6 protein-coding genes and 1 riboswitch are annotated in these 10,797 nt (G+C 46.2%); of the genes, 5 read left to right on the forward strand and 1 reads right to left on the reverse strand.

The window, feature by feature from the left end; all coding sequences use genetic code 11:
• The 4 genes from GWO68_RS17525 to GWO68_RS17540 form a co-directional block, all read left to right on the forward strand.
• Nucleotides 1-1,347, forward strand: a 1,347-nt coding sequence (locus tag GWO68_RS17525) for an Ig-like domain-containing protein (RefSeq protein WP_162347780.1), incomplete at its 5' end; no start/stop codon positions are given.
• A gap of 625 nt (nt 1,348-1,972) precedes the next feature.
• Entirely contained in the window at nt 1,973-5,737 is a 3,765-nt protein-coding gene (locus GWO68_RS17530; protein WP_162347781.1) for a T9SS type A sorting domain-containing protein, read from the forward strand.
• 112 nt (nt 5,738-5,849) lie between these two features.
• Entirely contained in the window at nt 5,850-6,374 is a 525-nt protein-coding gene (locus GWO68_RS17535; protein ID WP_162347782.1) for an AAA family ATPase, read from the forward strand.
• Nucleotides 6,375-6,383: 9 nt separating this feature from the next.
• Complete coding sequence (locus GWO68_RS17540) at nt 6,384-7,256, forward strand: aldose 1-epimerase family protein (protein ID WP_162347783.1); 873 nt, start codon at nt 6,384-6,386, stop codon at nt 7,254-7,256.
• A 67-nt stretch (nt 7,257-7,323) separates the two neighbouring features.
• Here GWO68_RS17540 and GWO68_RS17545 read toward each other — a convergent pair whose 3' ends face one another.
• Entirely contained in the window at nt 7,324-7,572 is a 249-nt protein-coding gene (locus tag GWO68_RS17545) for a hypothetical protein (RefSeq protein WP_162347784.1), read from the reverse strand.
• 228 nt (nt 7,573-7,800) lie between these two features.
• Nucleotides 7,801-7,897: riboswitch (TPP riboswitch) on the forward strand.
• Between the two features lie 60 nt (nt 7,898-7,957).
• On the opposite strand from GWO68_RS17545, the gene GWO68_RS17550 reads away from it, so the two are divergent.
• Complete coding sequence (locus GWO68_RS17550) at nt 7,958-10,450, forward strand: TonB-dependent receptor (protein WP_162347785.1); 2,493 nt, start codon at nt 7,958-7,960, stop codon at nt 10,448-10,450.
• The last annotated feature ends 347 nt before the right edge of the window (nt 10,451-10,797 follow it).

Here is a 10,797-nt window from a genome sequence, read left to right on the forward strand (position 1 = left end):
CAAACTGTTTGTGCAGCCAGCCCGATCCAGACGCTTACAGCGACTGCCACAGTTTCCACTGGTGCTACGCTGGTTTGGTATGATGCGGCAAGCGGCGGCAATACAGTTGCCAATCCAACCTTGAGCAGTATCGGCACGGCAACCTATTATGCCCAGGCTAATTTAGGCGACTGCAGCAGCGGCCGCGTGCCGGTAGTGCTGACCATCAACGCAACACCTCAATTATCATGTAGAACTACAGATGTAACCTACTATGGTGGAGCAGATGGATCTTTAACAGTTACCATATCTAATTATAGTGCATCCAGGACCTATCAATATTCTTTAAATGATGATAGCTATGTTAATGTAACTTCAAATCCTTTTACAATACCGAATTTAGGTGTAGGAAACTATAAGGTTGAGGTTAAGAGCGACCAAGGATGCGAAGGTGTTACAAATTGCTCTGTAATTATCAATCCTTGCAACAATTTCAGAACCCAAACTATGGGTGGATGGGGTGCTGAGCCTACTAAGAAAGGAGACAATCCAGGTAATTATTTGCATGCAAATTTCGCGACAGCTTTCCCTAATGGATTAGTAGTTGGGGATATTGATCCGAATGATGGTTGTACTGGTTATAAACTGACCTTAACAACCGCACAGGCTGTAACTAACTTCCTGCCATCTAGTGGTAGACCAAGAGCACTTGATAAAAACTATGTGAATCCGACTGAGAAAGGTAAAACCATCTACAGTAACACCTTTGCGGGGCAGGTTGTAGCATTAACAATCTCGTTAGGATTTGATTACAATATTGCAAGCTTCAGTCCATCAACAACTTACTTGGGAGACTTGATAATCGGTTCTGGAGACTTTACTGGTAAAACGGTAACGGAAGTATGGCAGCTGGCAAATAAAGCGCTAGCCGGTTGTTCAACCGGATACTCCATATCACAGTTGAATGCGATAATAGCTGCAATAAATGAGCATTATGTAGATGGTAGATTGAGTGGTAATATACTTTACTGCCCTCCTACAAATGGTACTTATGCAACTCGGCAGCTATCATCAACTTCTACTTCATCACTTGAAGGCATAAAAGCTGACCAGATCACTGCTTACCCAACACCGTTCTCAGATAAGGCTATAATAGAATTTAGAATTAGCAAAACAGAGAACTACGTGGTGAACCTGTATGATATGAAAGGTGCACTTGTGAAACAGTTAAAAGCTGGCAAAGCTAAAGCTGGTGAACTGCAGCAGGTTGAAGTTGACGGTCGGGGCTTGGGCGAAGGCCTGTACATTGCCCGTATGATCAGTGATTCTGATGCCCAGACTGTGAAACTATTGTTGAAACGAGAATAAACACGGTAAGGAGCCGTCGTTAAACCACAAAGGGTGCCTGGAATTCCAGGCACCCTTTGTGGTTTAACGACGGCTCTAAACACGTTTAGCTATAACACTCCACAATCCTACACTTCCAATTTAATGCCTCTCACCTGCCCTATAGTTGCTTTCACAAGGTTAAACAGGTTTAAGCATAGAATAATATAAATAATTGAAAATATTATTATAGTGTATGCGTACAGATGTATTGCTTTTAAAGCAGGTTTGATGCTATAGTTTACCAGCGCGTAGCTATAGTTCAGATCTCATGCCCCTCTACCCTCAACTCCTGATAGTTAACTGCTGCAAAATTGCGGTGGTTTTTACGCATTTGTTCAATCAAAACAACATGGTAAAATTATACTATCGGATTACCTGTTTACGCACTTCCCATACCTGCTATTTTATACAGCGCCAGGGGCCATAGTTTGGCCAGGGCATTGGTGTGCTCCGCCAAAAGGAATAACCTATGCTAGTGGCTGCATATCTGCAATCTATAACGGCAAACTATAGCGCCTAAAGTTTTGCCATTCGGCCTCTATGCTAACTGCATTACTACAGCTACACTTAGCGCAATACCCTGATTCAATATTTTTATTAACCTATGAAAATCAATATTATGAGAGACTTTGACTATTGTACAACAAGCAGAGCGAAACGCGCCTTGCTAAACCACCTGCAGAAACTATGGCTATACTTTTTAGTTGTAGCCACACCTTTTGCAGCACAGGCTAACTATGTAAGTATAGCCAAAACAACAACCCTTGAAACGCGACTTTCAACATCAATGCAAAGTGTGCGGGCAACCCTCTGGAATGCGATGGGCATGCCAAACACGGTACTAAGCGGAAAGGCCCTTTATGGAGGAGGTGATTTCAGCCTGGATTTTGTAGCCGCTGAGCCTTATTCTTATAACCATAGCACCGGTGGTGGCGCCTTCGACGACCGCACCGTTGGTACTGATATTGTAGAGTCGCTGGAAGGGGGCGACTTTTCATGCGGAGATATAGTTACGTTCTTTACCAAAGTGAAAGTAGATGCCGGCGCAACAGGTGCGCAAACTATCGGTCTGGACTATTCTTTCCTGGCTGATGCAACCGGGCAATCGGGTGTGGCACTGGCAGATATTATGTATGTGGGCGTAAACTATGGCGCTGTTTCGGGGGGCGATGGCGCCGGCGGCACTGACGCAGGCATAAGCGACGATGGCGGAAGTGTAGCCACCTTATCTGGCGAACACATAACCGGCGACGGTACTTTGTTTAACGACAACGACCTGGTAGGTACCGTTACAGTTACTGACCTGGAAGCCGGCGAAACAGTAGTTGTGCGTGTAGATGTACTGATTGCCTGTGACCCCGGAAGCAGCCCGACCGGTAACCTGCAGGGTGCTATTACGGCCGGCCTGGTTATCGACCCCGAAGACGATAACATTAGTGTAGGTAACCAGACGGTTCCTTTCAAAAATGTGAATAAGATACAGTTTCCTGATTGTGTATTACCGGCCGCAGGTCCTGTTTGCGCAGGCGCAACTACCACCCATACTGCAACCAGCGATGTAGCTGCAGCAACTTACACCTGGACTATATCCGGAACAAGCTCCGGAGCAGCCTTTGCAGGTGGCGGCACAACCAAAACAACTACTGCAGCAGCTGGCGTTTTATCGTCTTCAGTTGATGTAGTAGCCGGCGGAGAAGGCAGTTATACGTTGTCGGTGGTGATAAGCAAGCGAGGCTACGGAGACCAGAGTTGCAACACAGTAGTTGTGGTTAACCCTAACCCGGTAGTTTACATGTTAACCGGCGATGACTATTGCGCCGGCGATGCAGCTTTAGGTAGTTTAACGCTCAGCGATTCTGAAATGGATGTAATGTACCAGTTAAAAAATGCTGCCAATGTTGATGTACAGGCTGCCAAAACGGGTAGCGGCGAAGCCCTTATCTGGACAGGTATAGCAGCCGGAACCGGGTACTATGTGGTAGCCACGGGTGCAGCACCAAGCAACTGCCACACCCAGACTGCCCCGGCAAGCGTAACGGAAAACCCGCTACCTAATGCTGATGCCGGCACCAACAAAGAGCTGACCTGTACCACTACCAGTATAAACCTAAGCGGGTCATCAACTACAGCCGGTGTAACTTATAGTTGGATGGCCAGCAACGGAGGACACATTGTGTCCGGTGCCGATTCTGCCACGCCACTTGTAGATGCAGCCGGTACGTACACGCTGACTGTTACAAATCCTGCTACCGGTTGTGTAAATACAGATGTGGTTGAAGTAACGCGGAATGCGAATTTGCCAGATATAAATGTACATACAAACGGATTACCAGTTCTTAGATGTGATAATACGTCTGTTACCTTGCTTGGCTATTCAAGTATTGCAGGGGTAACCTATAGTTGGACCGGACCTAATGGCTTTACTTCAACTGAGCAAAACCCAACCATAACTGTGGCGGGCACTTATACATTAACTGTCACTAATCCTGTAAATGGTTGCGTAGCTTCTGCTTCAATTGACATATCAGATCAAACGCAAGCACCTGGCGCAAATGCAGGCCCGGATAAGGAATTAAACTGTAGTATTACAAGTGTGATTTTAGAGGGCTCATCTGAAAGTACCCATGAATTAAGTTACCAGTGGTATACATTAGCTGGAAATATAATTCCACCAACGACAGAAGAAAGTATTACGGTAGACGCACCAGGGACTTATGTTCTGAGGGTTACGGATATTTTAACTTCATGTTTTTCTACAGACACAGTTGAAGTAACTCAGGATAATACACTTCCAAATGTTGGGATTCTATCGAAATATAACCCGAGATATGATTGCGAGCCAATTGATACGCTTATAGCAGTTACAAGTACAAAAGATGCTTTTTTGTTATGGGCAGGACCAGGAGGGTTTACTTCTGATGAAGATACAATAGTAGTTACCGTAGAAGGAGAGTATAGCTTAACTGTCAGGAACCCTGAGAATGGATGTTCAGCTATGGCAAAAGCTACTGTGTTTTTCACGAAGCCAGCAATTGCTGATGCGGGGCCTGATAAGGTTATTACTTGTGCTGCAACAACAGTAATGCTGGATGGAGGATTTGCAACAGATAAAAGTGGACTTGTGGTTTGGGAAGCACGAGATGGCGGACACATTGTATCCGGTAGGTATGAACTTAATCCTGTAGTTGATGCGGCAGGTACTTATGTGCTTCATGTTCGTGGATATATTAATAGCTGCTCTACAACCGATACAGTTAGAGTTACAAGCGACTTTACCAAACCAAACATCACGGCGCAAGGCGGTACGCTAGACTGCGACACTGGTACCTTACAACTGATGGGGGCATCTACAACCGAGGGCGTAAGCTATAGTTGGACCGGCCCGGATGGCTATAGTACAAATGAGCAGAACCCTATAGTTAGTGTAGCCGGCGAGTATACCTTAACTGTAACTGCCAGTAGTAATGGGTGTTCATCAACTATGGCTGTAATGGTACTGGCCCAACCTACAGTGCCGCAACCAGAAATTGTTTGTTATGAGATAAATTTCGATACCGATGAGCACGGGCTGATAACCAGCACTACCACCGAAGCTGGCGTAGTGGATATATTTGGTAGAAAGCGCAACCCTGACGGTAGTATAGCGGATGAGAACCACGCCGCCATTTTCGACTCGCAGGCACCAACCGGCGACGACGATGACCTGTACACCACCGACTGGGGCAACGTACTCATCATAAACCAGGACCTGGGCGATGAACCAAATGATAACCAGTGGGGCGGTGCGTTAATTGTAGATTTCTCAGCCTTTGGCCCGGTAACCATGACCTCGCTGAAAGCCCTGGATATAGACAGTTACGAAGACTGGTCGTGGGTGTACCTGTACGATGGTGATGGCAACGAACTATACAAAGTGCAGCTGCAACCACTCGGCGACAACAGCAAGCAAACCGTAGACCTTGGTAACACCAAAGGCGTAATGTGGATGAAAGTAGAACTGGATGGTACAGGTGTAGAATATGTAGGCTCCGGCGCTATTGATGACATCAGATTCTGCATCGAGACCGAAGGCGAAGACCCATGCGTGAGAACGGCACCAGCCACCGAAATACTGGCCACCGCCTTCCCGATGCCGTTTGCTGACAGAACAACCGTTGAGTTCACATCCAATGCCGATCAGAAATATACCGTACAGCTATTCGACTCCAGAGGCCGCATGGTTAAAGAGCTGAAAGTTGGTACTGCCAGAGCAGGCGAGATAATTTCTGTGGAAGTGGATGGCAGAGACTTACCAAATGGCATGTATATCGCACACATTGTCGGCGAATCCGGAGTTAAAAAATCGATTAAACTGATAAACAGGAAATAGGTAACTAAACCTGAACTATACTTTAACTGCCCTGCAGCTTCTGGCTGCAGGGCAGTTTTTTTATGGCTGGCGTAAGTATAGGCAGCTGCATTTTTTTAGCGTACTTTGCCACATGCTCAAGATCGCAATCACAGGCCCGGAGTCTACGGGTAAGTCTACTTTATCGGCGCAACTGGCAAGCCATTACCAAACCGTTTGGGTGCCCGAATATGCCCGCACCTACATTGCAGACCTGAACCGGGAGTATACCTTAGCTGATATTGAAGCCATAGCCCGCGGGCAATTACAGTTAGAACAGCAGTTACTTTGCAGTGCCAAAAACGTACTTATCTCTGACACAGACCTTTTGGTTTTAAAGATATGGAGCGAGCACGCATTTGGGCGAACCCCGCAGTTTATACTTGATAAATTAGCGCAGCAGGACTACAACCTTTACCTGCTGATGGGCGTTGATTTGCCGTGGGAGCCTGATCCGCAACGCGAACATCCGCACCTGCGCCAGTATTTTTACGACTGGTACAAGCGGGAACTGGAAACGATAGGTGTACCATTTGCCGAGATAACAGGACAGCAGCAGGAGCGTTTTATAAATGCGCGCTACCATATTGATGCCCTGTTACAGCAGCACAAACTATAACCGGAAAACATGCTACACTTTTTACAGAACGATAACTATAAAGTAGGGGTAGAGAGCCGCGGCGCAGAACTGCAGCACTTTATAAAACTGGACGAGCAACTGGAATTTATCTGGCAGGCAAACCCGGCTAGCTGGGCCAGCCACGCACCCAACCTGTTCCCCATCATCGGCGAGTTGCCCGATGCCATGTATACTTACCAGGGTGAAAAATACCCTATGTTGCGCCACGGCTTTGCCCGGCACCGGGAGTTTAAACTGGTAGACGAGCACCACGACAAACTGGTATTCGAGCTGACCCACGACGAGGAAACACTGGCGCAGTATCCGTTTAAGTTTACATTGCTGGTAGCTTACAAACTGGAGTGGAATAAATTATCTGTAACCTACCTCGTGCGCTGCGACGACGTGCATACCATGTACTTTTCGATTGGCGGCCACCCGGGCTTTAACGTACCTTTTTACCCCAATGAGAACTATACAGACTACTACCTGGAGTTTGAAAAGGAAGAAACCCTGAGCCGCCATTTGCTAAATGATAAAGGCCTGCTGAACGGCGATACTGAACGTGTACTGGAACAGGAAAGGGTGCTGCACCTGAACCCAGCTTACTTTGAAAAAGACGCCCTGGTATTTAAAAACCTGAACTCCGAGAAAGTAACATTATCCAGCAAAACAAACCCGAGAGCCATAGAAATGGAGTTTAAAGGATTTCCTTACCTGGGCATCTGGGCTAAGCCGGGCGCTGCTTATGTTTGTATAGAGCCGTGGTGTGGTGTTGCAAGCCGCGTGGGCGAGTCGGGTGAGCTGCAGGACAAAGAAGGCATACAGGAACTAGCGCCAAAACAGGCTTTTGAGCGCACATTCAGTATCTGCATTTTGTAAAACAAACTATAGTTATAGCAAAAGCCCCTGCCAGCTTATAGTTGGCAGGGGCTTTTGTTTTATAGTTCTACTGCAAAGACGGTTCCGGCAGCTTCGGTAATTTTATAGTTCTGAAATCATATCTGGGTTCAAAATCATTTACCGGTAGCGATATGCCAGGTGGGAGGTCTAAATCTGGCAAACCATCGCCCAGTGGTTCTCCTCCGTCATCGTCGTTGTCAGATGATGGCGGGTGATTGAACCTGGTGCGAGGCGAAAAGGCGTAATATGCCAGTATAGTAAGCAATGCTAAAGTATACAGTAAGCTGATCATCATCACACGTTCGACTTAATTATTTATCAGTTGTTCAGCTGGCATATCTTCTTGATTTGGCTATAGTTAGGAGCAGATGCAGGAAAATGTGCCTGTTCCTTTTAAAACGTACTTTAGTTGTTAGGGTTTGTCTATTGGCTAAAAAAATTCCTATTTATCTGAATTTTATTATATAAGTATATTGTTATAAAATAAGACAGGCTTTTTAAATCCGGAATAAAGCCATACTTTTGCCGGCAGTAGGGGTGCCTTATAATAACGGGCTGAGATCATACCCATTGAACCTGTACGGGTAATGCCGTCGTAGGGAAACAAAAGGGAAACACAAAAAGCAGGATGCAAACCCCTGGCATACCTGTATGTGTCACTTTATCTTTTTAACCATTTCATGAAAAATTTCTTGTTTGCACTGGCCGTGTGTTTGTTGCCATTGCAGTTGTTTGCGCAGTTTAAACTGAGCGGGCGCATTACCGATGCCACCACAGGCAATGCCCTGGCTGGATCAACTATAGTGCTGAAAGGTACCAATACCGGAACCACCACCGGCCTGAACGGTACTTTCGAGTTTGCAAACCTGAGTGCCGGTACCTATACTTTAAAAGTAAGCTACCTGGGTTTTGAGCCAAAAGAAGTAAGTATAAACCTGCAACAGGATGAGTATGTACAGATTCAGTTGTTGCAGAAAGCCTTGCAGGCCAAAGAAGTAACCGTACAGGCAACCCGTGCCAACGAGAAAACCGGAACCACTTTTACAAACGTTACAAACGAGCAAATCGCTGAACGTAACTTCGGCCAGGACATGCCTTACTTGCTGGAACAAGTGCCCTCAGTAGTTGTGAATTCTGATGCAGGTGCGGGCGTGGGCTATACCGGTATCCGCATCCGGGGCTCTGATATTACCCGCATCAACGTTACCGTAAACGGCATCCCGATTAATGATTCGGAGAGCCACGGTACTTTTTTTGTGAACATGCCGGACTTTGCCTCATCGGTACAGGATATTCAGGTGCAGCGCGGGGTAGGCACCTCCACTAACGGGGCGGCCGCTTTTGGCGCAAGTATAAACATACAAACCCAGCAGGTGCGCCGCGAAGCCTATGCCGAAACCGATAACAGCTATGGCTCTTTTAATACCTGGAAAAATAACGTGCGTTTCGGGACAGGCCTTATCAATGATAAGTTTGCGTTTGATGGCCGATTGTCGCGCATTAAATCGGATGGCTACATCGATCGCGCTTTTTCAGATCTGAAGTCGTTATACTTTTCGGGTGGCTACTATGGCAATAAGACCACGGTTAAGTTTGTTACGTTTTCGGGGAAAGAGCAGACCTACCAGGCCTGGTATGGAACACCTGAGGCGTTGGTTTATGGGAATGCAAATGACCTGCAGGATTACATAGACCGTAACTGGATAGAAGGAGCAGATAAAGAAAACCTGTTAAGATCAGGAAGAACATACAACTACTATACCTACGATAACGAAACCGACAACTACCAGCAGGACCATTACCAACTACACCTGGCGCACGATTTTATGCCGGGCCTTACCTTGTCGGGAGCGCTGCATTATACCAACGGGCGCGGCTATTACGAGCAGTTTAAGCCTGAAGACGACCTGGCAGACTATGGCTTACCAAACGTAGAACTTGGCGGAGAAACTATAACTACTTCCGATATCATCCGTCGCCGATGGCTGGATAACGATTTTTACGGCATTACTTACGCCTTGCAGTATAACCCAGATTCTCGCCTTGATGCAACTATAGGCGGCGCCTGGAACAAGTATAAGGGTGGGCATTTTGGGGAGGTTATCTGGGCGCGTTATGCTTCCACTTCCAACATCCGCGACAGGTACTATGAGAACGATGCCGACAAAACCGACTTCAACATTTTTGCAAAAGCCACTTACGGCATTACAGAGAAGCTGAATGTGTTCGGAGATGTGCAATTGCGTAAGATCAACTATAGTTTTACCGGCTACGACAACGACCTCGAAAGTATAGAGCAGGACGTGGATTATGCTTTCTTGAACCCGAAAGCAGGTATAGCATATAACTTTACACCAGAACAGCAATTATACGCTTCTTACGCCATTGGTAACCGAGAGCCCGTTCGCGATGATTTTACAGAATCTACCCCTAATAGTCGCCCTAAACACGAAACGCTGCAAAACCTGGAAGCCGGTTACCGTGGCACGGTCGGTTTAGGTGAACTGGCAGGTAAAGCGTTGGGCGCAACTATAGAAACGAACCTGTACTACATGAACTATAAAAACCAGTTGGTTGTAACCGGGCAGATTAATGACGTAGGAGCCTACACCCGCCAGAACATTAAGAACAGTTACCGAAGGGGTATAGAATTTACAGGCGCTTTAAACCTGGGAAGTATAGCCCGTTTAAGTTCGAACCTGGCCTACAGCCAAAACAAGATCCGTAATTTCAGTGAGTTTATAGATGCTACTAAAATTGTAGACGGCGAAGAAGAATACTATCAGCAGGAAAACAAGTATAAAAGTTCTGACATCGCTTTTTCGCCGGCCATAGTTACCAATAACCAACTGGAAGTAGAGGTGTTGAAAGGGTTAAAAGCAGCTTTCATTTATAAAACTGTAAGCAAACAATACCTGGATAACACCGAAAACGAAAACCGCATTATACCTGCTTACCAGGTTGGCGACCTGCGTTTACGTTATAATCTTGGCTTTAAAAATATGCTGAAAGAACTGGAACTGGGCTTACTGGTAAATAATGTGTTCAGCGAAAAATATGCAGCCAACGGCTATACCTTCAGCTACATTTACGACAACGCACAAACCACCGAGAATTTCTATTACCCGCAGGCTACCCGCAACTACTTACTGTCTGTCGGCCTTAAGTTTTAAACTATAGATTTATACTTTAAATTGAAGGAGCCCTGCCAGTTTGGTGGGGCTTTTTTTTGTCTGAATCAGGATTTACAGGATTGATTTGGATGGGCAGGATTTATACTTTATGCGGATAATAGTGCGAGCGTCCTCGCTCGTGACTTACTATAGTTGGGCCTCTGCCCCAGTTGAGTTACAAACTCAACCTTACTGTAAGACACGAGTTGCAAACTCGCGCCCAATGTCATTAAGTTAAGGAATTTAAGTTACTGCGGATTGTTTTCTCTTGCATGAGAAAGAGCAGTGAGGAGATCATTTATCGTGTACGGGAGTGTTTCATGGTAGATGAGGTGGAGGAGCAGTAC

The sequence above is a fragment of the Pontibacter fetidus genome, assembly GCF_010119545.1.
In the GTDB taxonomy this organism is placed as follows: domain Bacteria; phylum Bacteroidota; class Bacteroidia; order Cytophagales; family Hymenobacteraceae; genus Pontibacter; species Pontibacter fetidus.